Source organism: Kitasatospora herbaricolor, assembly GCF_030813695.1.
GTDB classification, from domain to species: Bacteria; Actinomycetota; Actinomycetes; order Streptomycetales; family Streptomycetaceae; genus Kitasatospora; species Kitasatospora herbaricolor.
Map to the genome: position 1 here is coordinate 5,410,082 of NZ_JAUSVA010000002.1, position 24,440 is coordinate 5,434,521.

Annotated in this window: 18 protein-coding genes; 14 read left to right on the forward strand and 4 right to left on the reverse strand. The window is 74.1% G+C overall.

The annotated features are described in order from the left end of the window. On the reverse strand, nt 1-1,326 hold the full coding sequence (locus J2S46_RS24060; protein ID WP_229912875.1) for a VWA domain-containing protein: 1,326 nt from the start codon (nt 1,324-1,326) through the stop codon (nt 1-3). 109 nt (nt 1,327-1,435) lie between these two features. Between J2S46_RS24060 and J2S46_RS24065 the strand changes: the two genes are divergently transcribed. The 7 genes from J2S46_RS24065 to J2S46_RS24095 all read left to right on the forward strand — a co-directional run bounded on the left by J2S46_RS24065 (nt 1,436) and on the right by J2S46_RS24095 (nt 10,054). Beyond that, nucleotides 1,436-2,344, forward strand: a complete 909-nt coding sequence (locus tag J2S46_RS24065; protein WP_191291114.1) for an ABC transporter ATP-binding protein — start codon at nt 1,436-1,438, stop codon at nt 2,342-2,344. Next, nucleotides 2,341-3,012, forward strand: a complete 672-nt coding sequence (locus J2S46_RS24070) for an ABC transporter (protein ID WP_191291115.1) — start codon at nt 2,341-2,343, stop codon at nt 3,010-3,012. The genes J2S46_RS24065 and J2S46_RS24070 overlap by 4 nt, the downstream gene beginning before the upstream one ends. Nucleotides 3,013-3,206: 194 nt before the next feature. Continuing rightward, a complete protein-coding gene (locus tag J2S46_RS24075; protein WP_073924954.1) occupies nt 3,207-3,713 on the forward strand; it encodes a DUF1269 domain-containing protein in 507 nt (168 codons plus the stop codon). A 137-nt stretch (nt 3,714-3,850) separates the two neighbouring features. Continuing rightward, the gene (locus J2S46_RS24080; protein ID WP_191291116.1) at nt 3,851-5,203 is read left to right on the forward strand and encodes an FtsW/RodA/SpoVE family cell cycle protein; all 1,353 of its coding nucleotides are present in this window, start codon (nt 3,851-3,853) and stop codon (nt 5,201-5,203) included. Continuing rightward, on the forward strand, nt 5,203-6,720 hold the full coding sequence (locus J2S46_RS24085; protein WP_191291117.1) for a penicillin-binding transpeptidase domain-containing protein: 1,518 nt from the start codon (nt 5,203-5,205) through the stop codon (nt 6,718-6,720). Before J2S46_RS24080 ends, J2S46_RS24085 begins: the two co-directional genes overlap by 1 nt. 237 nt (nt 6,721-6,957) lie before the next feature. Then, nucleotides 6,958-8,442 (forward strand): amino acid permease, encoded by a 1,485-nt coding sequence (locus tag J2S46_RS24090; RefSeq protein ID WP_229912876.1) that lies wholly within the window; start codon nt 6,958-6,960, stop codon nt 8,440-8,442. Between the two features lie 172 nt (nt 8,443-8,614). Continuing rightward, on the forward strand, nt 8,615-10,054 hold the full coding sequence (locus J2S46_RS24095; protein WP_191291118.1) for a glycosyltransferase 87 family protein: 1,440 nt from the start codon (nt 8,615-8,617) through the stop codon (nt 10,052-10,054). 115 nt (nt 10,055-10,169) lie between these two features. Here J2S46_RS24095 and J2S46_RS24100 read toward each other — a convergent pair whose 3' ends face one another. Together J2S46_RS24100 and J2S46_RS24105 are read right to left on the reverse strand one after the other, a co-directional pair. After that, nucleotides 10,170-11,903: a penicillin-binding transpeptidase domain-containing protein gene (locus tag J2S46_RS24100; RefSeq protein WP_307351103.1), complete on the reverse strand. Its 1,734-nt coding sequence runs from the start codon at nt 11,901-11,903 to the stop codon at nt 10,170-10,172. A gap of 155 nt (nt 11,904-12,058) precedes the next feature. Further along, on the reverse strand, nt 12,059-13,849 hold the full coding sequence (locus J2S46_RS24105) for a dolichyl-phosphate-mannose--protein mannosyltransferase (protein WP_370882328.1): 1,791 nt from the start codon (nt 13,847-13,849) through the stop codon (nt 12,059-12,061). Between the two features lie 213 nt (nt 13,850-14,062). Between J2S46_RS24105 and rsmI the strand changes: the two genes are divergently transcribed. The 7 genes from rsmI to J2S46_RS24140 all read left to right on the forward strand — a co-directional run bounded on the left by rsmI (nt 14,063) and on the right by J2S46_RS24140 (nt 22,058). Then, nucleotides 14,063-14,920: a 16S rRNA (cytidine(1402)-2'-O)-methyltransferase gene (gene rsmI, locus J2S46_RS24110; RefSeq protein ID WP_191291120.1), complete on the forward strand. Its 858-nt coding sequence runs from the start codon at nt 14,063-14,065 to the stop codon at nt 14,918-14,920. Between the two features lie 214 nt (nt 14,921-15,134). Then, complete coding sequence (locus J2S46_RS24115; protein ID WP_073924943.1) at nt 15,135-15,560, forward strand: hypothetical protein; 426 nt, start codon at nt 15,135-15,137, stop codon at nt 15,558-15,560. A gap of 159 nt (nt 15,561-15,719) precedes the next feature. After that, nucleotides 15,720-17,339 (forward strand): methionine--tRNA ligase, encoded by a 1,620-nt coding sequence (gene metG, locus J2S46_RS24120; protein WP_191291121.1) that lies wholly within the window; start codon nt 15,720-15,722, stop codon nt 17,337-17,339. Next, entirely contained in the window at nt 17,339-18,217 is an 879-nt protein-coding gene (locus tag J2S46_RS24125) for a TatD family hydrolase (protein ID WP_191291122.1), read from the forward strand. Before metG ends, J2S46_RS24125 begins: the two co-directional genes overlap by 1 nt. Before the next feature lie 102 nt (nt 18,218-18,319). Next, nucleotides 18,320-19,237, forward strand: coding sequence for a 16S rRNA (adenine(1518)-N(6)/adenine(1519)-N(6))-dimethyltransferase RsmA (gene rsmA / locus J2S46_RS24130; protein ID WP_191291123.1), 918 nt, complete (start codon nt 18,320-18,322; stop codon nt 19,235-19,237). After that, nucleotides 19,234-20,163, forward strand: coding sequence for a 4-(cytidine 5'-diphospho)-2-C-methyl-D-erythritol kinase (locus J2S46_RS24135; protein WP_191291124.1), 930 nt, complete (start codon nt 19,234-19,236; stop codon nt 20,161-20,163). Before rsmA ends, J2S46_RS24135 begins: the two co-directional genes overlap by 4 nt. Before the next feature lie 101 nt (nt 20,164-20,264). Continuing rightward, nucleotides 20,265-22,058 (forward strand): ABC-F family ATP-binding cassette domain-containing protein, encoded by a 1,794-nt coding sequence (locus J2S46_RS24140; RefSeq protein WP_191291125.1) that lies wholly within the window; start codon nt 20,265-20,267, stop codon nt 22,056-22,058. A 116-nt stretch (nt 22,059-22,174) separates the two neighbouring features. On the opposite strand, the gene J2S46_RS24145 is transcribed toward J2S46_RS24140, so the two are convergent. Next, complete coding sequence (locus J2S46_RS24145; protein ID WP_191291126.1) at nt 22,175-24,142, reverse strand: FUSC family protein; 1,968 nt, start codon at nt 24,140-24,142, stop codon at nt 22,175-22,177. Between the last annotated feature and the right edge of the window lie 298 nt (nt 24,143-24,440).

A 24,440-nucleotide genomic window follows, 5' to 3' on the forward strand; every position in this document is an offset into this window, starting at 1 on the left:
TCAGTTCTCCCGCCAGACAGCGATGCGCCAGCGTGCGATCCAGCCGAAGATCAGGCCGGTGAGCAGGCCGGCGAGGGTCAGCACCAGCAGCAGGATCCAGCCGTGGCCGAGTCCCATCGCCGGGCCGTCCGGGGCCGGGGAGGCGGCCGCCAGGTCGACGGTCAGCTCCAGCGGCAGCCCGGGTTCGGCCGCCACCCCCGGCTGCGGGGCCAGCGAGTTGCTGATCACCAGGCAGACGTCGGTCCGGGCAGGGCCGCTCGGGGAGGCGGAGGCCGAGGCGGTCGGCGAGGCGGAGGTCATCGCGGCCGACCAGCGCAGGCCGGTGGAGGCCACGTCGGTGCGGCCGCTGCCCGCGTCGGTGCCCCGGACGAGCTCCTGCCCGGTGGTGCTGGTCGCCTGCAGCAGCACGCCGTAGTCGCGGGCCACCGCCCGGTCGACCGAGACGCTGACCGAGGCGCGCAGCTCCTGGCCGGCCTGCACCGGCACCCGGTAGACCCGGTGCTCGGAGAACTTCTCCCGGTCGCTGTAGACGCCGGGGGTCAGCACCGGCGCGGTCGCGCAGGTGTCGGTGCCGGCGGTCTTGGTCGGGGTCACGGTGTAGGTGTCCACCGAGCGGTCGACCAGCTGCTTCACCTTGTCGGTGAGCTGCTCCTGGGTCCGGACGTCGGTGTAGGTGCCGCCGGTGGCGTTGGCGATGCAGAGCAGCTGCTGGCGGGTCTTGTCGTCGTGCGCCAGGCCGAGCGTGTCGACCACCAGGTGGATGCCCTGGGCGGCGAGTTCACGGGCCACGTCGCACGGGTCCGGCGGGGCGCAGGAGTCCTCGCCGTCGGTGATCAGCACCACCCGGCGGGTGGTCTCGCCCTTGCCGAGGTCCTGGGCGGCGCCGCGCAGGGCGAGGCCGATCGGGGTCCAGCCGGTGGGCCGCAGGGTGGCGACGGCGGTCTTCGCCTCCACCTTGTTCGTCTTGCCCACCGGGAAGAGCTGCTTGGTGTCCAGGCAGCCCTGCGCCTTGTCGTCGCCGGGGTAGTTGGCACCGAGGGTGCGGATGCCGAAGTCGGTCTCCGCGGGCAGGGCGTCGATCACCTCGTTCAGCGACTGCTGGGCCACCGAGATGCGGCTCTTCCCCTCGATGTCGGCGGCCCGCATGGAGCCGCTGACGTCCAGGACGAGGTCGACCTTGGGGGCCTCCCCGGTGGCCTTGGCGGTGGCGCCGCCTGATGGTTCGTCGGCATGGGCGGGCAGGCCGCTGAGCAGCGCACCGCCCGCTATCGCGAGAGCGGCCAACAGGCTGCCGAGCCTGGCCGTCGGTCGTCGGTCGGTAGTCACCCGGCGAATCCTAGGGATCATCAGTTCGCGATGGCCAACGCGGGGCTGCCCTGACGCCGTCCGAACACGCCGCGAACTACCCTGCCGGGCAATGGGACGGGAGCGGTGAATGCGGCTGAACGGTGTCGGCAAGCGCTACGGCCGGGGCGGGCGGTGGGTCCTGCGGGGCGCCGACCTGGCCCTGGAGCCGGGCGCGCTGGTGCGGATCGAGGGACCCAACGGCAGCGGCAAGTCGACCCTGCTGAAACTGGCCGCCGGGATCGAACGGCCCAGCGAGGGACAGGTACGGTCGCCCCGGCGGCGGGCCTACGTGCCGGAGCGCTTCCCGCCCGCGCTGCCCTTCGACGCCCGCGGCTACCTGGCGCTGCTCGGCCGGGTGCACGGACTGCCGGCCGCCGAGGCTCGCCGTCGGGCGGACTCCTGGCTGGAGCGGCTGGGCGTCACCGCCCAGGCGGACATCCCGCTGAGCCGCCTCTCCAAGGGCACCTGCCAGAAGGTCGCGGTGGCGCAGGCCCTGCTCGCCGAGGCCGACCTGCTGCTGCTGGACGAGGCGTGGACGGGCCTGGACCGGGCGTCCAGGGCCCTGCTCGACGAGGCGGCCGCCGAGCGGGCCGCGCTGGGCGGCGTCGTGCTGTTCGTCGACCACGACCCCGCCCGGCTCGCCGGCCTGGTCACCGACGGCTACCGGGTGGGCCGGGACGGCGCGCTGCACCGCCTGCCGGCCCCCACAGGTGCGGCGTCCGGCCCGCTGGTCGAAATCGACGCGGACTCCCCGGACGGGCCGCTGGCCGGACTGCTGCCCGCCCGGCTGCCCGGCGACCCGGACCGCGCCCCGCTGGCCGGTACGGCGGTGCGCCTCACCGTGCCGGCCGGGCATTCGGACGAGCTGCTGCGCCGGCTGCTCACCGGCCGGCCCGCCGTCCGGGTGCTGGCCGTCCGCCGTCTGACGGACCCGCCGGCCGAGGCCCCGCCGGCCGCCGAACGGCTCGGGGCCGCGGCCGTGGAGCCGGCCCCGTGAGGGCGCTGATCCGCTATCAGGCGGATCTGCTGCTGCGCTCCTACGGCTGGCTTCCGCCCTTCCTGGCGTACGCGCTGCTGATGGTGGTCGGCGTCTCGATCGGTGACCCGCTGCTCGGCAGTCAGGCGGTCGGCGCTGTGGTGCTGCTGCCGGTCACCGCCTGGCTGGTCCGGGTGGTGGTGACGGCGGAGCCGGCCGCCTCGCGGGCCTGCCTGGCCGCGGCGGCCACCGGCCCCCGGGTGCAGCTGGCCGCGCTGCTCACGGCGCTCTCGGCGGGCCTGCTGCTGGCGGCCGGCGGGACGGTCGCGCTGCTGGTGGCGAGCGGGCCGGTCGGCAACCCCGGGTCGCCGCCGGCGGCGGTGGGGGAGGCCTTGGCGGCCGGCTTCCTCGCCTCCGTGGTGTGCGTGCTGCTCGGGGTGGCGGTCGGTGCGCTCTGCAACCGGCCGGTGCTGCTGCGCGCGCAGTACGGGATCCCGCTGGCGCTCGCGGCGGCGACGCTGGTGCTGGTGGCGCCGGCGTCGCCGGCGAACGCGGCCGTCCGGGTGCTGGTGGACGCCTCGCGCTCGGGCCGGGTGGGGTACCCGTGGGCGGCGCTCGCGGTGGCCGTGCCGCTGCTGGCGGCGGCCGCGGCGGCGGCCTGCGGGCTGGCCGGGCGACGGACGGAGTGAGCGGGGAGCGGGCCGGGACCGGCGTGCGGCACCGGGCGGCAGCCCGATGCCGGCGAGGGTAAAAACGGGACACACCGCCACCAAGTGAAATAAATATGGCTATTGCTCGCTAGGGTGACGCGCAGGGTCAGGGGCCGCCTCACCGGCTGTCCCCGGCCGGCCGGCACGCTCGACGAGTTGGAAGGACCTCCCCCGTGAGCAACCTGTTCGCGATCGCCTACCCGGATGTCGCCACCGCCCAGGCGGTCCGCAGTGAAGCCCTCGGCCTGCAGAAGCAGAAGCTGATCGACCTGGAGGACGTGGTCGTCGTGGAGCGCCGCGGCGACGGCAAGATCAAGCTCCATCAGGCGGTGAGCACCACGGGTGCGGGTGCGGCCTCCGGCGCGCTCTGGGGCGGGGTGATCGGCCTGCTCTTCTTCATGCCCTTCCTCGGCGCGGCGATCGGCGGCGCCACCGGCGCGGCCGTCGGCGCCTCCACCGACATCGGGGTGGACGACAACTTCATGCGCACCGTCGGCGAGAAGCTCCAGCCGGGCAGTGCCGCCCTGTTCCTGCTGGTCCGGACGGCGACCGCCGACAAGGTCGTCCCGGCGCTGGCCCAGTACGGCGGCGAGATCATCCAGACCTCGCTGTCCGACGAGGCGGAGGAGCACCTGAAGACCGCCATGAAGTCCGCGCAGGCGCACACCGCGGGCGTCTGAGGCTCCTCCCGAGGCACTCCGGGGGCGGACGGGCGGCGGCCCGCCCGCCCCCGGGGCCGTCCGTCCCGGCGCTCCGCGCCCGGGCGCCGGAGCCCCGCCCGCCCGAACACCCCGACGAGCCCCCGACAGGACGGTCCGTGGCGACCCCATCCGCGGTGGCGCGGTCGACCCCCCGGCCCCGGCCGGTGCGCACCCGCCGCAACACCGAGCTCGCCCTGGTGCTGGCGGCCGTCCTGATCGCCGTCCTCGGCTACAACGAGGTCGGCGTCAACATCGACGGCTCGGTGCCCTCCGGCGCCGCCGGCTACGGCGCTGCGCTCGGCGTCCTCGCCCTGCTGGCGCACGGCGTGATCCGCTGGCGGGCGCCGTACGCGGACCCGCTGCTGCTGCCGATCGCGATCCTGCTCAACGGGGTCGGGCTGGTCGTCATCTACCGGCTGGACCGGGCCACCCCCCGCAGCGAGGCCGCCCCCACCCAGCTGCTCTGGTCGACCCTCGGGGTGGCCCTGTTCATCGCTGTGGTGCTGTCGCTGCGCGACCACAAGCGGCTGCAGCGCTACGCCTACAGCGGCGCGCTGGTGGCGCTGGTGCTGCTGGTGCTGCCGGTGCTGTTCCCGCCGGTGTACGGCTCGCGGATCTGGATCACGGTCGGGCCGCTCTCCTTCCAGCCGGGGGAGTTCGCGAAGATCCTGCTGGCGGTGTTCTTCGCCGCCTACCTGGCCGTCCACCGGGACGCGCTGGCCCTGACCGGCCGCCGGATCTGGGGGGTGCGGCTGCCGGTCGGCCGGGTGCTCGGGCCGGTGCTGCTGATCTGGGCGGCCTTCGTCGGCGTCCTGGTGCTGGAGACGGACCTCGGCACCTCGCTGCTCTTCTTCGGCCTCTTCGTGATCATGCTCTACGTGGCCACCGCCCGCAGCGGCTGGATCGCCATCGGGCTGCTGCTGGCGGCGGTGGGCGCGGCCGGCGTCGGCTGGCTCTCCCCGCACGTGCACAGCCGGGTCACCGACTGGCTCGACCCGCTCGGCTCGATCGAGGCCGGCCGGGGCGCCAACCAGATCGCCCAGTCGCTGTTCGCCTTCGCCTGGGGCGGCCTGCTCGGCACCGGCCTCGGCAACGGCCACTCGATCCTGATCGGCTTCGCCGCCAAGTCGGACTTCATCCTCGCCACCGTGGGCGAGGAGCTCGGCCTGACCGGCCTGATCGCGCTGTTCCTGCTGTACGCGCTGCTGGTCTCGCGGGGCTTCCGGACCGGCATCGCGCTCACCGACCCGTTCGGCCGGCTGCTGGCGATCGGGCTGGCCGCGATCGTCGGCATCCAGGTCTTCGTGGTGGCCGGCGGCGTCCTCGACCTGATCCCGCTGACCGGGATGACGCTGCCCTTCATCGCGCAGGGGGGATCCTCGGTGGTGACCAACTGGATCATCGTCGCGCTGCTGGTGCGGATGAGCGACGTGGCCCGGCGTCCCGCGCCGCGACCGGAGGAGGCCTGATGCCGCGCCGGGGCGGTGCCGGCTCCCCGGCGGGCGGCCCGCAGGGCCTGCCGGGCATCTCCACCACCGGGCGCCGGGCCGGCACCTTCTGCGTCCTGCTGATCGTGGCGCTGGCCGCCCAGGCCACCCGGGTGCAGGTCTTCCAGGCGAAGGAACTCGACCACAACCCCGCCAACCAGCGCCTGACCGTGGAGCGCTACAGCCAGCCGCGCGGCAACATCCTGGTCGGCCACGACACGGTGACCGGCTCCGTCCCCACCGGCGGCCGCTACGACTACCGGCGGACGTACACCGACGGCCCGCTGTACGCCGCGGTCACCGGGTACTCCTCGCAGACCTACGGCAACACCCAGCTGGAGGGCACCGAGGACGACGTCCTCTCCGGCACCGACCCCCGGCTGGCCGGCTGGGCGCTCTGGGACGCGATCGCCCGGAAGCAGAACCCCGGCGGGGACGTCTACACCACGATCGACAAGGCCGCCCAGCAGGCCGCGATGAAGGGCCTGGGCAGCCAGAAGGGCGCGGTCGCCGCGATCGAGCCCGCCACCGGCCGCATCCTGGCGCTGGCCAGCACCCCCAGCTACGACCCCGGGTCCTTCGCCGGCACCTCCGCCGCCGACCAGCAGGCCTGGGACGAGCTGCAGGCCGACACCAACCAGCCGATGCTCAACCGGGCCCTGCGGCAGATCTACCCGCCGGGGTCCACCTTCAAGGTGGTCACCGCGGCGGCGGCGCTCGCCGCCGGCACGGTGACCGACATCGACGCGCCGACCGGCGCCCCGTACCCGTACGTGCTGCCGGGCACCACGACGCCACTGGTCAACGACACCCCGGTGTGCAACCGGCCGAACCTCTCGCTGGACACCGCGATGATCTACTCCTGCAACACCGTGCTGGGCTACCTCGGGGTGCGGACCGGGCTGGACACGATGGTCTCCACGGCCCGGGACTTCGGCTTCAACGACGCCAAGCTGGACATCCCGGTCCGGGCGGCCCGCTCCAACTTCGACACCGAGATGAACGAGTCGCAGCTGGCGCTCTCCTCGATCGGGCAGTTCGACACCGCCGCCACCCCGCTGGTGATGGCGATGGTCGCGGCCGGCGTCGCCAACAACGGCACGGTGATGTATCCACAGCTTGTGGACAGGCTGACCCGCAGCGACGGCACCGCCGTGCAGGTGATGGAGCCGCGGACGTACCGGCAGGCGCTCACCCCGGCCGTCGCCGCGCAGGTCCAGCGGCTGATGACCGACGTGGTCGAGAAGGGCACCGGCACCAACGCGAGGATCCGCGGCGCCACCGTCGGCGGCAAGACCGGCACCGCCCAGCAGGGCGTGGACAACAGCGGCACCCCGTACGCCTGGTTCATCTCCTGGGCCAAGCCGGCCGGCTCCGGCGAGGTGCCCCCGGTGGCCGTCGCGGTGGTCATCGCCGACAGCGACGCCACCGACGTCACCGGCGGCGGCCTGGCCGCCCCGATCGCCCGCGCGGTGATGCAGGCGGTGCTGGGCGGCTGAGGCGGCCGCCGCCCCCTACCGCCCGGTACGGCGGTGCGTCGCCCGCGAAGTGTCCGGTTTGTGCGGACATATTCGACGAATCGTCCAATGCGACCGCCCGGACTGTTCGTTTGCGACACTGGTGCATTCGCGGGGTACTGTCCCATCTTTGTTCGGTTGGTCCCCGATGGCACCCCACAGCGCCTCGGGTGACCGGCGGCAAGGAACACCCTCACCCCGCCCAGAAGGATCCACGTTTTGGCCAGCACCACCACCCTCGGCGAACGACTTCTCAGGCGGAAGCCCGTCGCCACCCTGATCGCGGAGAGCGAGGGCCGGGACGCGCTGCCGGCCGGCGCACCGGCCGCGGGCGGACGCTCGGGCATCCACCTGAAGCGGTCGATCGGGCTCTGGCAGCTCTCGGCGATCGGCATCGGGGCGACCGTCGGCACCGGCATCTTCTTCGTGCTGAGCAGCGCGGTCCCCGACGCCGGGCCCGCCGTCATCCTGTCCTTCGTCCTGGCGGCGGTCACCGCCGGCCTCACCGCGCTGTGCTACGCCGAGATGGCCTCCGCCATCCCCGCCTCCGGTTCTTCCTACTCGTACGCCTACGCCACCCTCGGCGAGGGCGTGGCCTTCGGTGTCGGCGTCTGCCTGCTGCTGGAGTACGGCGTCTCCGCCTCGGCGATCGCGGTCAGCTGGGGCGAGTACCTGAACAAGTTCCTCGATCTGGCCTTCGGCGTGCGGATACCGGAGTCCCTGGCCGCCGCCCCGGGCCACGGCGGCTGGTTCAACCTCCCCGCGGTGATCCTGGTGGGGATGGTCTGCTTCCTGCTCGTGCGCGGGGTGAGCGAGTCCGCCAAGGTCAACGCCACCATGGTCGGCATCAAGATCTTCATCCTGCTGCTGTTCGTGGTGATCGGCCTCACCGGATTCCGCTCCGGGAACCTCAGCGACTTCATGCCCTTCGGCGCCGGCGGCGTCCAGCTGGCCGCCTCCAGCATCTTCTTCTCCTTCATCGGCCTGGACGCCGTCTCCACCGCCGGCGAGGAGGTCAAGAACCCGCGCCGCACCCTGCCACTGGCGATCATCATCTCGCTGGTCGTGGTCACCCTGCTGTACATCGGCGTGGCGATCGCCGCCCTCGGCGCCCAGCACTGGAGCAGGTTCGACGGCCAGGAGGCCGGCCTCGCCCAGATCCTGCAGGACATCACCGGCCAGAGCTGGCCGGCCATGATGTTCGCCTTCGGCGCGATCATCTCGATCTTCAGCGTCACCCTCGTGGTGATCTACGGCCAGACCCGGATCCTCTACTCGATGGGCCGCGACGGCATGCTGCCCGCGAAGTTCGCCGAGCTCTCCCCGCGCACCGGCACCCCGGTCTGGAACACCCTGGTGGTCGGCACCGCCGTCGCCGCCCTCGCCGCCTTCGTGCCGCTGGACATCCTCACCGACCTCACCAGCCTCGGCACCCTGGTCGCGTTCTCGGTGGTCTCCGTCGGTGTGATCGTCCTGCGCCGCACCCAGCCCGGCCTCGCCCGCGGCTTCAAGGTGCCCGGCTACCCGGTCACCCCGCTGCTCAGCGTCGGATTCTGCGCCTACCTGATCTACGGCCTCGACCCGAAGGTCTACCTGTTCGCCGGTGCGGCCCTCGCCGTCGCCGCCGCCGTCTACCTCGGCTACAGCGCCCGACACTCCAGGCTGAACGAGGTCGTGGAACCCGAGCCGAGCACGGTCGGCTGACCGGCCCGCCGATGCGGACCTCCGGCGGCCGGGCACTGCCCGTCCGCGCAGGTCAGCGCCGGGCCGCCGGCCACCTGACACGGCCGGCGGCCCCGCGTGCCGCACCGAGACACCCCGAAGCCCCTACGCCAACATCGCGACACGGCGCGCCCCCCGCGCCTAACCTTCCCTCATGGTGAGCACCCGCACGCCCGGCCAGCCCCGCAGCGGCGGGCGCCTCACCGGCCGCCGCAGCACGCAGGCCCACCCGGCCCCGGCCACGGCCGCGCCCGGCGGCCAGCCGCGCGCCGCGCGCCGGCCCGGCCCGCGCCGCGGCACCCGGGCCTTCCCGCGCCAACGCGGCGACGGCCCCGGCCCGGCCGGCCGGCCGGAGCTCCCCGGCCCGGCCCGGCTCGCCGCCATGCGCCGGGTCCAGGTGCTGGGCTGCGCCGTCGCCGCGGTCTGGGCGGCCGCCTTCCCGGTCGTCTCCGACCTCGCCAACCAGCGGCTCTGGGGCACCGTCGCCGCGCCCGCCTACCTGGTGGCCGCCCTGCTCTGCGCGACCCTGCCGCGCCACCTCGCCGCCCGGGCCGCGGCCGCCGTCGCGGTGCTCGGCGCCGTTCTGCTGCCACTGGCCCTGCTCGCGCTGCAAGGCCGCCACCAGTCCGAGGTGATGGTGGTCGAGCGCTCGGCCCGGCTGCTGCTCAGCACCGGCAGCCCCTACCTGCCCCACCCCGTGGTCGTCAGCGACTACAACCCGTACCTGCCCGCCATGGCGGTGTTCGGCCTGCCGCGCACCCTGCTGGGCAGCGCCGACCCGCTGACCCAGGTGCTCGGCGACGCCCGGATCTGGTTCGCCCTGACCTTCCTGGGCTGCCTGCTGGCCTGCTGGCGGCTGCTGCGCCCGAGCCGGGACCGCGGGCCGGTGCTGCCGCTGGCCGTGCTGACCGCCTCGCCGCTGATCGCCCTGGCGCTGGTGGTGGGCGGCGTCGACCTGCCGCTGATCGGGGTCTGCTGCCTGGCGATGGCCCTGGCCGAGCGGGACCGCACCTTCGCCACCGGCCTGGTGCTGGCCCTCGCCTGCAGCCTGAAGTGGACGGCCTGGCCCGCCCTGCCGGTCGCGGTGCTGCTGATCTGGCGGCTGTACGGGCGCCGGCCCGCCGTCCGGGCCGGTCTGACGGCGGTGGGCGCCGCGCTGGCCGTGGTGCTGCCGGTCGCGCTGGCCGAGCCGGCGGTCCTGCGCGAGCAGGTGGTCCGGTTCCCGCTGGGGCTGACCGCGATCCACACTCCGGCCGGCAGTCCGCTGCCGGGCAAGATACTGGCGGGTTTCGGCCCGACCGGGCACACCGTCTCGCTGGCGCTGCTGACGCTCGGCGGCGCCGCGGTCGCCATCTGGCTGCTGGCCCGCCCGCCCGGGTCCGCCATCGCCGCCGCCGACCTGCTGGCGGCGGGCCTGGCGATAGCGTTCACGCTCGCCCCGGCCGGGCGCTTCGGGTACCTGGCGCTGCCGGCGGTGCTGGTGATCTGGCCCCGGCTGGCCGCCCACCGCTGGACGGCCCGCCGGCCGGTGCCGCCGCCCTGCCTGCTCAGCCTGCCGGTGACCCCGGCGGACAGCGTCGGGGCCGGGGCCTAGGCAACGCGAAGGGGCGGCCCGGCGCGAAGGGGGCGGCCCCGATGCGAAGGGGCCCGGCCGACGCGAAGGGGGCGGGTACGGGAGCCTCCCCGTACCCGCCCCCTCGGCGTGGTCGTCAGCCGCCGTTGCCGACCGCCAGCACGGCCGCCGAGGCCGGGCCGGCCGCGTCGACGCCGTGGCCGCCGCCCTCGACCATGGCGGCGACCGCCAGGTTGTCGCGGTACGCGGTGAACCAGCTGTCGGTGGCCTGGCCGGCGGCGCGCTCGGCGGTGCCGGTCTTGCCGCCGATGTCACCCTTCAGGCCGCCCATCGGGCCGGCGGCGGTGCCGCTGTGCGCGGTGGCCGACATCAGGGCCCGCAGCTTGGTCAGGGTGTCGGGGGAGAGCTTGCCGGGCGCCTCGATCTGCGGGAGCCCCTCGATCAGGATCGGCTGCTTGAAGACGCCGCCCTTGACGGTGGCCGCGACCGAGGCCATCGCCAGCGGGTTCATCTTGATCTTGCCCTGGCCGTAGTACTCGTCGGCCGTCTCGTCCGGGTTCTGCCCGGCGCCGGGGATGACGGCGTCGAAGTTCGGCACGCCGACCTTCCAGGTGGTGCCGAGGCCGAAGACCTTGGCGCCGAGGTCGGCCAGGTCGCCGGACTTCAGCTTCGCCTTGCCCTCGATCACGAACGCGGTGTTGCAGGAGTTCGTGAAGTCGTCCTTGAGGGTGTACTCGGGGTGCGGCTCCTCGAAGTCGTTCTTGATGGTGTGCCCGGCGGAGGTGGTCGCGGGACAGGGCATCGGGGACTCAGGGCTGAGCCCGCCCTCCAGCAGCGCCGCCGCCGTGATGACCTTCATCGTGGAGCCGGGCGCGGTGGCACCCAGGAAGGCGGTGTTGAAGCCGGTCGCGGGGGCGTTGGCGGCTGCCAGGATCTTGCCCGTGGTGGGCTCGATCGCGACCAGCGCGGCCTTCCGCTTGCCGCCCTGGGACTGGTCCAGGACGGCCTTCTCGGCGGCGGCCTGGAGCGCGCCGTCGATGGTCAGCTTCAGCGGCTTGCCGGGCTTGGGCGCGGTGATGGTGAAGAGGTTCTCCGGGGTGGCCTTGCCGGCGGCGTCCAGGATCACCACGCCGTTGCCCGCGTCGGCCGGGTCGTTGGCCGGCAGGCTGTTCTTCGGGATGGCCGCCAGCATGCTGGTCAGCGACGCGTACGAGGCCAGCGACTTGCCGTTGCGGTCGGTCATGTTGGACGGCGGCGCGAAGATCGGCTGAGCCGTGATCGTCTCGCCCTCGGCCAGGTGCGGGTGGATCACCGACGGCGCCCAGTGCACGGAGGCCGTGCCGTCGCTCATCTTGACCACGCCGAGGAAGCCGTCGTAGCTCCAGGTGCTGGTGGTGCCCGCGAACTCGGCCTTGGCCTTGAACGCCATCATCACCTGCCCGGCCGGCGGCGGGGTGGCGGTGGAGGACGGGGCAGCGGCGCTCGCCGAGGCCGTGGCCTTCGGGGCCGCCGAGGGGGAGGCACTGGTGGCGGCCGCGACGGCCGCGGCGGTGGCCGGCCCGCTGGTGGCCAGCGTCATCGCGCTCGGCTTGACCTTGTCCTTGAACGCGGTCAGTGCGGCGGTCGCGGCCTGCGGGTCGTCGGTGAGCTTGCCGGCCGCCTCCAGGTCGCCCGAGGCCCAGGCGTCCAGGAACGCCTTGCTCCCGTTCGCGGCCAGCTCTGCGGAGGGCGGTTCGGCGACCACCGTACGGGCCTTGGGGGTCTTCGGGTCGTCGGAGGAGCCCACGAGGCTGTAGGCGCCGTAGCCCGCTCCGCCGATCATCGCGACGGACACGCCGGTGATAATGCCGATCTTCGCGCCTCTGCGCATGGTGCTGGTCCCCCAAGGGTCTGGCGACTGGCGGGCGTCCGGGTGTGGCGGACGCACGTTCGGGGACCAGCCTAGGCCGGTCCGATCCGTGCGCTCACGAAACGTGGGGGTCCCGTGATGCATCCGGTACCTGTCGCGGCGGTGGTGCCGCCGCGTCAGATCCAGCTGGTGAACCACATCCGGGCACGCCAGTCGTCCATCGGTATCGTCTGTCCCGTATAGAGGGGATAGAAGTACAAAAAGTTCCACACGACGGCGAGAAGGAGCGCGCCGGCCGCCGTCGAGCCGATGATCCGCCGGTCCTGCGAGGCCCCGGCCGGGCCGATCATCACCCCGACCATCATGGTCACCGCGAGCACCAGGAACGGCACGAAGGCCACCGCGTAGAAGAGGAAGATGGTCCGCTGCTGGTAGGCGAACCACGGCAGGTAGCCGGCGGCCAGCCCGCAGAGCAGCGCCCCGGCCCGCCAGTCCCGCCGCACCGCCCAGCGGTACAGGCAGTACACCAGCGCCACCACGCCTGCCCACCACAGCAGCGGCGTGCCGATGCCGAGCACCTCGCGGGCGCACTCGTTCACCTCGCAGCCGCTCTGGCCGAGCTTGGGCGACTCGTAGAAGTAGGACACCGGCCGGCCCAGCACCAGCCAGCTCCACGGGTTCGACTGGTAGGTGTGCGGGCTGGTCAGGTGGGTGTGGAAGTCGTACACCGTCGAGTGGTAGTGCCACAGGCTGCGCAGCGCGTCGGGCACCCAGGTCATGCCGACCTGGAAGGGCATCTTCACCTGGCCGAGGACCGGCAGCGGCAGGTACTCGGGGGAGAGGCCGGCGCGGTGGGCCGCCCAGTCCCGGCCGTAGCCGCCCTGCCCGGGGGCGCTGCTGCTGGCGAACCAGCCGGCGAAGGAGGAGACGTAGACGACCACCGAGGTCAGCACGATCGAGCAGAAGGCGGGCACCGCGTCCCGCAGCAGCGTCCACAGGTACGGCCGGGCGGCGCCGGCCAGCCGGCGGGAGCCGGCGTCCCACAGGACGGTCAGCACCCCGAAGGCCAGCGCGACGTACAGGCCGCTCCACTTGGTGGCGCAGGTCAGGCCGACGCAGACGCCGGCCGCGATCCGGTACGGGCGCCAGCCGAGGTTCATCCGGCGGGCGGTCACGGCGTCGGGGGCGTCGCCGAGCCGGCGGGCGATCAGGCCGCGGGTGCGGTCGCGGTCCAGCAGCAGGAAGCCGAAGGCCGCCAGGATCCAGAACATCACCACGAGGTCCAGCAGGGCGACCCGGCTCATCACGAAGTGCAGCCCGTCCACGGCCAGCAGCAGCCCGGCCACGCAGCCCAGCAGTGTGGAGCGGAACAGCCGGCGGGCGATCCTGGCGATCATCAGGATCGACAGCGTGCCCAGCAGCGCCAACGCGGCCCGCCAGCCGAACGGGTTCATCCCGAAGACGTACTCGCCCAGGCCTATCAGCCACTTGCCGACCGGCGGGTGGACCACGTAGGCCGCGTCCAGCCGGTACGGGATGCTCTGCGGCGAGGCCATGATCGCCTCGTTGGCGCCGTCCGCCCAGTTGCTCTCGTAACCGAGGTGCCAGAGCGTGTACGCGTCCTTGGCGTAGTACGTCTCGTCGAAGACGATGGCGTGCGGGGTGCCGAGACCGGTGAACCGCAGGACCCCGCCGAACAGCGCCACGGCCAGCGGCCCCAGCCAGCCCGCCCAGCGGCACAGCCAGGCCCAGAGCCGCGCCGGGGGGAAGATCCCCAGCCGGTTCAGCACCAGCGGCGGGCCGCCGGCCGACGGCATCGGCGGCACCAGCCGCTCGGCGAGCGGGGTCCGCTCGGGCGGGCGGTGGCCGAAACGTTCCAGCGTGCGGCGCCAGGGCGACGGCCCGGCGCCGGGCGGGCCGTCGCCGGGGCCGTCCGCGCCCTCGCGCGGGGCCGGGACGGCCGGCAGGGCGGGGGACGGCTGTTCCGTCCGGCCCAGCACGTCGACGCCACCCGGCGGGGTGTGGTCTGTACCAGTAGGCGCGCCAGTCGCCGTGTCGCCGTTCACCCGCACATCGTAGGGGCGGTGCCCGCCCGGGCGACGGCTCCCTCCGAAGCTGCCCGGTTCGTCCGGAAAGGCCGCCCGCACCGCGGTGCCCCGAACCCTGCGAGGATGGGGCCCGTGACAGGCGTACTGGTTTTGGCAGGCACCCCCATCGGCGACGTCTCGGACGCCCCGCCCCGGCTCGTCAACGAGCTCGCCACGGCGGACGTGATCGCGGCCGAGGACACCCGGCGGCTGCGCCGGCTCACCCAGGCCCTCGGGGTCACCCCGGCCGGGCGGGTGCTCTCCTACTTCGAGGGCAACGAGGTCGGCCGCACCCCCGAACTGGTCGAGGCGCTGCTCGGCGGCGCCCGCGTGCTGCTGGTGACCGACGCCGGCATGCCCTCGGTCTCCGACCCCGGCTACCGGCTGGTCGCCGCCGCCGTCGAGGCCCAGGTGAAGGTCACCGCCGTGCCCGGCCCCTCCGCCGTGCTCACCGCGCTCGCGCTCTCCGGCCTGCCGGTCGACCGGTTCACCTTCGAGGGCTTCCTGCCCCGCAAGGCCGGCGACCGCTCCCGCCAGCTCGCCGAGATCGCGGCCGAGCCCCGCACCATGGTCTTCTTCGAGGCCCCGCACCGGATCGCCGAGGCCCTCACCGCGATGGCCGAGGCCTTCGGCCCGGACCGGCCGGCCGCCGTCTGCCGCGAGCTGACCAAGACCTACGAGGAGGTCAGGCGCGGCCCGATCGGGGAGCTGGCGAGCTGGGCCGCCGAGGGGGTCCGCGGCGAGATCACCGTGGTGGTGGCCGGTGCCCCGCCGGCCGGACCGGCCGAGCTCACCCCCGCCGAGCTGGCCCGCCGGGTGGCCGTCCGGGAGGAGGCCGGCGAGCGCCGCAAGGAGGCCATCGCCGCCGTCGCGCTGGAGCTGAAACTGCCCAAGCGGGAGGTCTTCGACGCCGTGGTCGCGGCGAAGAACGAGGCTGCCGCGAGCAGCTGAGCACAGGGGGTGCCACCGGGGCCACAGGCGCGTACCTTGGAGAAAAGGCCCTGGTAAACGCCTGATGATCTGAAGCTTTGGCCCGGACTTCGTACAGGGATTCCCAACACGGGTCCAAGTCTCGACAAGCCGGGCATCGAGCCGGGCGTCCGGGGCATCCACCGGTATGAAAGACCCGAACCGGGCGAGGGCCCGGCGGGCGCTGGGAGACGCGATGAGCGACACAATCGGCAGCCCCCTCGGTGGCAACGCACTGAGCGACCTCGGCCTGACCAGCCGGCCGCCCACCCCGGTCGAGACCGTCCGGGAGGCCTACTCCTTCGCCTGCCTGAGCTGCGGGTACGGCTGGGAGCAGGCGTACGAGATCGAGCACCACGTGGCCCGGGACGGCCACATCGCGTTCGAGTACCACGCCAACGGGGTCCGGGTGCCGTCGCCGCTGCTGAAGCCCACCTGCCCCGGCTGCGGCGGACATACCGTGCGGATCATGCGGGCGGGCCGGGTGGCCGGCACCGAGCGGTCCTTCCACCACGCGCCCGGTTACGGCGCGCACGCCGAACCGGCCGGCCCCGAGCGTCCCCCCATGAAGGAGACGCCGCGCGGGCGCCTGGCCGGCTTCTGGGCCTGGCTGCGCGGCTGACCGCCGCCCCGGCACGCCCGCGCGGCCGCACCGGGCCGTCGCGGCGGGGGCCAGCCGCGACCCCCTGACGGGCGCGGGCCGGCGCACCGCCGCTACCACCGGCCCGCCGCCGGGAATCGGGTCGAGGACGGCCCCGGCACGCGACTAAGCTTTCCGACCATGGCGGCCACTGCAGACCACAGCACCACCGGGGCCCAGACCCCGGCGTACTACGTTTCCACCCCGATCTACTACGTCAACGATCGCCCGCACCTGGGCCACGCGTACACCACCGTGGCGGGCGACGTCCTCACCCGCTGGCACCGCCAGCGCGGCGAGAAGGTCTGGTACCTCACCGGTACCGACGAGCACGGGCAGAAGATCATGCGGACGGCCGACGCCAACGGCGTCACCCCGCAGGAGTGGTGCGACAAGCTGGTCGAGGAGGCGTGGAAGCCGCTCTGGCAGCACCTGAACATCGCCAACGACGACTTCATCCGCACCACCCAGCAGCGCCACACCGACCGCGTCCAGGAATTCGTCCAGGACCTCTTCGACAAGGGCGAGATCTACAAGGGCGGCTACTCCGGCCCGTACTGCGTCGGCTGCGAGGAGTACAAACTCCAGGCCGAACTGCTCGACGGCGCCACCGAGGACGAGAAGCTCTGCCCGATCCACAAGAAGCCGGTCGAGTGGCTGGAGGAGGAGAACTACTTCTTCCGCCTCTCCGCCTACGGCCCGAAGCTGCTGGAGTTCTACGCCGAGAACCCCGGCTTCATCGCCCCGGAGACGGCCCGCAACGAGGTGCTGCGCTTCGTCGAGCAGGGCCTGCAGGACCTCTCCATCTCCCGCTCCACCTTCAACTGGGGCGTCCCCCTGCCCTGGGACGAGAAGCACGTCCTCTACGTCTGGGTCGACGCGCTGCAGAACTACATCACCGCCGCCGGCTACGGCAGCGACCCCGAGCGCTTCGCCGAGTTGTGGCCCGCCTCCGTCCACCTGGTCGGCAAGGACATCCTGCGCTTCCACGCGGTGATCTGGCCCGCGATGCTGATGGCCGCCGGGCTGCCGCTGCCCAAGCGGGTCGTCGCCAACGGCTGGCTGATGGTCGGCGGCGAGAAGATGAGCAAGTCCAACCTCACCGGCATCGCGCCGCAGGACCTCACCTCGCACTTCGGCGTGGACGCCTACCGCTACTACTTCCTGCGGGCCATCCCGTTCGGCACCGACGGCTCGTTCTCCTGGGAGGACTTCTCCGCCCGGTACACCTCCGAGCTGGCCAACGACTTCGGCAACCTCGCCTCCCGGGTGGCCGCCATGGTCGGCAAGTACTTCGACGGCGCGCTGCCCGCCGCCACCGCCGCCGGCCCCGCCGAACAGGCCGTCGCCGACGGCCTGGCCGCCGCCGTGCGGACCGCCGACCGGAAGATCGGCGAGGACCTCGACTTCGCCGGCGGCCTCGCCGCGATCTTCGAGTTCGTCAAGCAGGTCAACGGCTACATCAGCGACCAGGAGCCCTGGAAGGTCGCCAAGGACGACTCGCAGGAGGGCCGGGCCCGCCTCGCGACCATCCTCTACACCGCCGCCGAGTCGCTGCGCGCCACCGCCGTCCTGCTCAACCCGGTGATGCCCGACACCGCCGAGAAGCTCTGGGTCTCCCTCGGCGCCGAGGCCGGCCTCGGCGCGCTCGCCGCGCAGAGCATCGCCTCCGCCGCGGACTGGGGCCGGCTGCCCGTCGGCGCCACCGTCACCAAGGGCGAGATCCTGTTCCCCCGCCTGGAAGAGAAGCCCGCAGCCTGATGGCCCGCAAAGACGACGACCGGTCGACCCCGCCGCCCCCGCCCGCCCCGCTGGCGGTCGCGGTGGCCGACTCGCACACCCACCTGGACATGCAGTCCGGCACCCCGGCGGAGGGCATCGCCAAGGCCGCCGCCGTCGGGGTCGCCACCGTCGTCCAGGTGGGCTGCGACGTGGCCGGCTCGCGCTGGGCGGCGGAGCTCGCCGCCGAGTTCGAGCAGGTCCACGCGGCCGTCGCGCTGCACCCCAACGAGGCACCCCGGATCTTCCTCGGGGACCCGGACGGCTGGTCCGGGCAGCAGCGCCCGGCCGGCGGGGCCGCCGCCCTCGACGCCGCCCTCGCCGAGATCGACGCCCTCGCCGCCCTGCCGCAGGTCAGGGCGGTCGGCGAGACCGGCCTCGACTACTTCCGCACCGGCCCCGAAGGCGTGGACGTCCAGCAGGAGTCCTTCCGCCGCCACATCGAGATCGCCAAGCGGCACGGCAAGGCCCTGGTCATCCACGACCGGGACGCCCACGAGGACGTCATCCGGGTGCTGCTGGAGGAGGGCGCCCCCGAGCGCACCGTCTTCCACTGCTACTCCGGCGACGCCGCGATGGCCAAGACCTGCGCCGAACACGGCTGGTACCTCTCCTTCGCCGGCCCGGTCACCTTCAAGGCCAACCAGCCGCTGCGGGACGCCCTGCTCGCCACCCCGCTGGAGCGCGTCCTGGTCGAGACCGACGCGCCCTTCCTCACCCCGCACCCCTACCGCGGCCGCCCCAACGCGCCGTACCTGATCCCGGTCACCGTGCGGTCGATGGCCGACACCCTGGGCCTGCACGAGGACGAGCTGTCCACCGCCATCGCGGCGAACACGGCCCGGGCCTTCGGGTACTGAGCCGCTCGGACGAAGACCCGTCCCGTCCCGGCCGGCCGGGACGGGACCGGCCTCGACGGGCCGTCGAACCGTGCTCACCCGCCCCGCCCGTATCCTTGGCGGGTGAGCACCACCGACCCCACCCCTGACAGCTTCCTCCTCGGCGCCTCCGACATCCGGGAGCTGGCCGCCGCACTCGGCGTCAAGCCGACCAAGCAGCGCGGGCAGAACTTCGTCATCGACGGCAACACCGTACGGCGGATCGTCCGGGCCGCCGACGTGACGGGCGAGGACGCGGTGGTCGAGGTCGGGCCCGGCCTCGGCTCGCTCACCCTGGCACTGCTGGAGGTCGCCGCCCACGTCACGGCCGTCGAGATCGACCCGCTGCTGGCCGCGCACCTGCCGACCACCATCGCCTCCCGGCTGCCCGCCCGCGCCAAGGACTTCGACCTGGTCCTCAGCGACGCCATGGACGTCACCGAGCTGCCCGGCCCGCCGCCCACCGCGCTGGTCGCCAACCTCCCGTACAACGTCGCCGTGCCCGTCCTGCTGCACATGCTGGCGACCTTCCCCAGCATCGAGCGGACCCTGGTCATGGTGCAGTCCGAGGTCGCCGACCGGCTCGCCGCCAAGCCCGGCAACAAGGTCTACGGCGTCCCCTCGGTCAAGGCCAACTGGTACGCCGACGTCAAGCGCTCCGGCGCCATCGGCCGCAACGTCTTCTGGCCCGCCCCCAACGTCGACTCCGGCCTGGTCTCGCTGATCCGCCGCGACCCGCCGAGGACCACCGCCACCCGCAAGGAGGTGTTCGCGGTCGTCGACGCCGCGTTCGCCCAGCGCCGCAAGACCCTGCGCGCCGCCCTCGCCGGCTGGGCCGGCTCCCCCGCCGCCGCCGAACAGGCTCTGGCCGGCGCCGGCATCGACCACAAGCTCCGCGGCGAGATGCTCACCGTCGAACAGTTCGCCGCCATCGCCGAGCACAAGCCCGCCGCCGGGCCCGACACCGCCGCAGAGCACGAGCCCGCAGGGGAAGCCCAGTGAGCGTCACCGTACGAGTCCCCGCCAAGGTCAACGTCCAGCTGGGCGTGGGCGGCCTGCGCCGCGACGGGTTCCACGACCTCGCCAACGTCTTCTTCGCCGTCGCCCTCGGCGACGAGGTCACCGCCACCGCGGCCGCACCCGGCGCCGGCACCACCCTCACCTGCACCGGCCCCGACGCCGGCCAGGTCCCGCTGGACGACAGCAACCTCGCCGCGCGTGCTGCCCGACTGCTCGCCGCCCACCACGGCATCGAGCCGGACGTCCACCTGCACATCGCCAAGGACATCCCGGTCGCCGGCGGCATGGCCGGCGGCAGCGCCGACGGCGCCGCCGCCCTCGTCGCCTGCGACGCCCTCTGGGCCCTCGACACCCCGCAGCAGACCCTGCTCGCCCTCGCCGCCGAACTCGGCTCCGACGTGCCGTTCGCCCTGCTCGGCGGCGTCGCCCTGGGCCGCGGCCGCGGCGAGATCCTGGAGGCGCTGCCCGTCACCGGCACCTTCCACTGGGTCTTCGCCGTCGCCGACGGCGGCCTGTCCACCCCCGCCGTCTTCCACGAGTGCGACCGCCTCCGCGAAGCGGCCGGCACCGGCTCCACCGACACCGACGTCCCCACCCCCGACGCCGACCCGGCCCTGCTCGCCGCCCTCGCCGACGGCGACCCCGCCGCCCTCGCCGCCGCCCTCACCAACGACCTGCAGAGCGCCGCCCTCTCGCTGCGCCCCGCCCTGGCCGCCACCCTCGCCGCCGGCACGCAGGCCGGCGCCATCGGCGCCCTGGTCTCCGGCTCCGGCCCCACCTGCGCCTTCCTCACCAAGGACGCCGAGGCCGCCGAGGCCGTCGCCGCCGCCCTCACCGCCTCCGGCACCTGCCGCACCGCCCGCGCCACCCACGGGCCCGTCCCCGGCGCGGCCGTCCGCACCCGCTGAGCCCGCCGGGGCGGACGCCGGACCGGCGCGCGCCCCGGCCCCACTACTCTTGGGAGACCGGGGCATCCCCCGGCCCAGCCGATCCCAGGAGCGCAGCACACGTGGCCGTCAACCTCGCCACCATCGAGTCCGTCACGAAGGTCTACGGCACCCGGGCCCTTCTCGACGGGGTCAGCCTCGGCGTCAGCGAGGGGGACCGCATCGGGGTCGTCGGCCGCAACGGTGACGGCAAGACCACCCTCATCCGGATGCTCGCCAAGCTGGAGGAGCCCGACGGCGGCCGGATCACCCACGCCGGCGGCGTCGAGATGGCTGTCCTCACCCAGCACGACTCGCTCGACCCCGAGGCCACCATCCGCCACGAGGTGATCGCCGGCCGTGCCGACCACGAATGGCTCGGCGACTCCCGCATCCGCGACATCATCGAAGGCCTCTTCGGCGGCCTCGACCTGCCCGGCTTCGGCCAGGGCCTCGACACCGTCATCGGCCCGCTCTCCGGCGGTGAGCGCCGCCGCATCGCGCTCGCCAAGCTGCTGCTCGGCGAACCCGACCTGATCGTCCTCGACGAGCCCACCAACCACCTCGACGTCGAGGGCATCGCCTGGCTCGCCAAGCACCTGCAGAACCGCCGCTCCGCACTCGTCTGCGTCACCCACGACCGCTGGTTCCTCGACCAGGTCTGCACCCGGATGTGGGACGTCCAGCACGGCTCCGTGCACGAGTACGAGGGCGGCTACTCCGACTACGTCTTCGCCCGCGCCGAACGCTCCCGGATCGAGGCCACCGAGGAGCAGAAGCGCCAGAACCTCGCCCGCAAGGAGCTCGCCTGGCTGCGCCGCGGCGCCCCCGCCCGGACCTCCAAGCCGCGCTACCGGATCGAGGCCGCCAACGCCCTGATCGCCGACGTCCCCGAGCCCCGCGACAAGAGCGAACTGATGAAGTTCGCCAACGCCCGCCTCGGCCGCACCGTCTTCGAGCTGGAGAACGTCACCGTCAAGGCCGGCCCCAAGCTGCTGCTGGAGGACCTCACCTGGCAGCTCGGCCCCGGCGAGCGGATCGGCCTGCTCGGCGTCAACGGCGCCGGCAAGACCTCGCTGCTGCGCGCCATGCGCGACGCCTACGCCTCCGAGGGCGACGTCCAGCCCGCCTCCGGCGTCATCAAGGTCGGCAAGACCGTCCGCCTCGCCTACCTCTCCCAGGAGGTCGCCGAACTCGACCCGGCGATGCGGGTGCTGCAGGCCGTCGAGCAGATCCGCAGCCGCGTCGACCTCGGCAAGGGCCGCGAGATGAGCGCCGGCCAGCTCTGCGAGCAGTTCGGCTTCGGCAAGGACAAGCAGTGGACGCCGGTCGGCGACCTCTCCGGCGGTGAGCGCCGCCGCCTGCAGCTGCTGCGCCTGCTGATGGACGAGCCCAACGTGCTCTTCCTCGACGAGCCCACCAACGACCTCGACATCGAGACCCTCAACCAGCTGGAGGACCTCCTCGACGGCTGGCCCGGCTCGATGGTCGTGATCAGCCACGACCGGTTCTTCATCGAGCGCACCACCGACACCGTGCACGCCATGCTCGGCGACCAGAGGCTCCGGATGCTCCCCAACGGCGTCGACGAGTACCTGGAGCGCCGGGCGAAGATCGCCGCGACTGCGGCCGCCGCCGTCCCCGGCGTCGCCCCCGCCAAGCCCGTCGGCGACACCCGGGCGGCGAAGAAGGAACTGCAGCGGATCGAGCGGCAGATCTCCAAGCTCGACCAGCAGGAGGCCAAGCTGCACAGCCAGCTCGCCGAGCACGCCGCGGACTTCGCCAAGGTCGCCGACCTGGACGGCAAGCTGCGCGCCGTCCGGGAGGAGAAGGAGGAGCTGGAGCTCGCCTGGATGGAGCTGGCCGAGCAGGTCTGACCCGGCCCGGCCCGGCCCCGCACCGGCCCCGCAGCCTCGGGCGGCCCCGCAGTTCCGGCCGGCCGGGCAGTTCCGCTCGGCCGCGCCGCGTTCCCGGGGCGCCCCGGTCGGTGCACTCAGGGGCGCAGCAGCGTCTCCAGCTCGTCGGCCGCGCGGCCCAGCGCACTGCGCGCCGGGTCGTGCGGCCCGGTCGGGCGGTCGGCCGGCCGGGTCGGCGGACGGTGCGTCCGGGCCGCCGCGGCCAGGTCGTCCAGGGCCCGCCGCACCCGCTCCACCTCGGCCGGCTCGGGCACCTGCCCGCCGTACCGGATCTGCGCCGCGTACGCCGCCAGACCGCCGCCGATCCGCTCCAGGGCCGCCGTCGCCGGCAGCCACTGCTCGGCCAGCCGGCCCGTCGGCGGCGGCTCGGCCAGCCCGTTCCGGACCTCCTGCCGGGCGTCGGCCAGCGCCCGGTACGCCCTCCGCCGCAGCCACACCTCGGCCACCGGCTCCGGGCCGGACCCGGCGACCGAGGCCAGGTAGGCGCGCAGCGCCGCGGTCGCGTCCACCAGCAGCGGCTCGATCCGGTGCCGGGCCCGCTCGGGCCACAGCAGGTACCCGAAGACCAGCACGATCGCGCTGGCCAGCACGGTGTCCAGCACCCGCGGCCAGATCTCCGAGGCACTGCTCTGGCCGCCCAGCTGCAGCAGCACCAGCGCCATCGGCGTCATCACCACGGTGTTCAGCCCGTAGTGCGCCGCGGTCGCGTACGGCAGCAGCGCCACGCAGAGCGCCGCGATGACCGTCAGCCACCACTCGTTCGTCGTCAGCGAGAGGATCGCCGCCGTGACCGCCACCCCCAGCACGGTGCCCACCGAACGGCTCACCGCCCGCAGGAACACCGAACCGAGATCAGGCTTCAGGACGAAGGCGACCGTCATCGGCACCCAGTAGCTCCGGTCCAGCGGCAGCCACGCGGTCGCGGTCTGCGCCACCGCGACGCACAGCGCCACCCGCAGGCCGTACCGGACCGAGCCGCGCGACAGCAGCCGCACCCGCAGCCGCCACGGGTCCGGCGGCGGGGCCGGGGCGGTGACCAGCGCCGCGTCCCGGCCCGCCACCGTGCCGGCCGCCGACCGCAGCGCCGCGTCCAGGGCCCGCCGGGCCGGCGTGTCGGGCTGCCAGTCGGGCACCTCCACCTCGCCGCCGCCGCGCTCCACGGCCCGGGCCAGCGCCCCCGGCACCGCGGCCACCTCCGCCGGCACCCCGCGCCAGGCCCAGAGCAGGCCGGTGGCCGCCTCGGTGGCCGCCAGCCCCGCCTCGTACATCCGGCGCAGCCGCAGCCCGCGGGCGGACTCGCGGCCCCGGGCCGGCGGCAGCAGGTCCTGCACCTGGTTCAGCCGGGCCGTCAGCAGCTGCCGGGACTTCGCGCCCCGCGGGGTCCCCAGGTCGGCCAGGGTCGCGCCGAGCGCGTCGTAGGCGGCGGCCAGCGCGCGGTTGCGCGGATCGGCGTGCGGGCGGCGGCGCCGAGCCAGGTGCGGCAGGCCGAGCAGGAACACCAGCGCGCCACCGGCCAGCACCATCAGCGCGCCGGCCCACCACGGCGCGGCCGTCGGCATGCCGCTGCCGAGGGAGGCCGACACCAGCAGCAGCAGCCCGGCGGCCGAACCGCGCGGGCCGGTCGCGCTGAGCGCCCCGGAGGCGAAGGCGACCGCGGTGAGCACCAGGCCGGCCGTCAGGTGGCCGCTGCCGCTCTCCTTCAGGGCGGAGCCGATCAGCATCCCGAGGGCGGAGAGGAGGACGGCCCCGGCGATCCGCGGTGCGCGCAGCCGGGCCGGCTCCACCCGGTCGTTCATGGTCGCGTGCATCGCGCCGAGGGCCGCGAAGATCCCGAGGTCCAGGCGGTCCAGCAGCAGCCCCGCGGACAGGGGCACGGCCATCCCGACGGCGGCCCGGACCATCAGGACGAGCGGCAGCGGCGGCCAGGTGACCCGGGCCGCCCTGGCCCACCAGGCGGACGTCCGGGGAGGTGCTGGCGCGCCGGCCGGGGGAGTGGGGTGCGGGTCCGGGGGTCCGGTCCGGCTGTCCGGCCGTTCGACTGACACGCGATCACGTCCGATCCGCTGCGATGGCCGTTCCTGGTGCACCGGGAGGGCCAGGGGTCGCTGCTGTGCGACATTGCGCGGCAGAAGAGGTCGTACCGGGCTGAACCGGTCGCCCCACTCTATCGCGCCGGGCCTGCGCGGGGCCGGGGCCGGGGCCGTTTCGGGGGTGCTTCGGGGGTGCTTCGGGGGTGGGTCGGGAGTGCTTCGCGGCTGCTTCGGCGACGGGTGGGGGGACGGGCCGGGAACGGGTCGGGGGTGCCTCGCGGGTGCCTCGGGAGGGTGCCTGGCCCGCGTCGTG